The following is a 206-nucleotide window of genomic DNA, read 5'->3' as shown; positions in this document are numbered from 1 at the left end:
TCGGCTTGCCAGTAGCTGGCCCCTGATGAAGGGTCGGTGAATGAATAGCCAGGCAGGGTCTGGGTGACCACATTGCCGGTGTTAAACTTCTGAGCCAGATTAGCCAGTGCGGTTATTTCTGTAGCGGGCAGATTGGTCTTGACCTGAGCTATCAGCTGCGGTACCAATTCAGGAAGCTTGAAAATGTTTTTGGTGGTAAACATTTC

At 50.5% G+C, this 206-nt stretch carries 1 pseudogene; it reads right to left on the bottom strand.

The window, feature by feature from the left end:
• Nucleotides 1-206 (bottom strand): annotated as a pseudogene (locus B2633_RS12610) (LCP family protein); the annotation flags it as partial.

The sequence above is a fragment of the Syntrophomonas sp. UBA1041 genome (genome assembly GCF_002316705.1).
Lineage (GTDB): Bacteria > Bacillota > Syntrophomonadia > Syntrophomonadales > Syntrophomonadaceae > DTU019.
The sequence above is the reverse complement of the archived record's forward strand: the minus strand, read 5'-3'. Positions and strand labels throughout refer to the sequence as shown.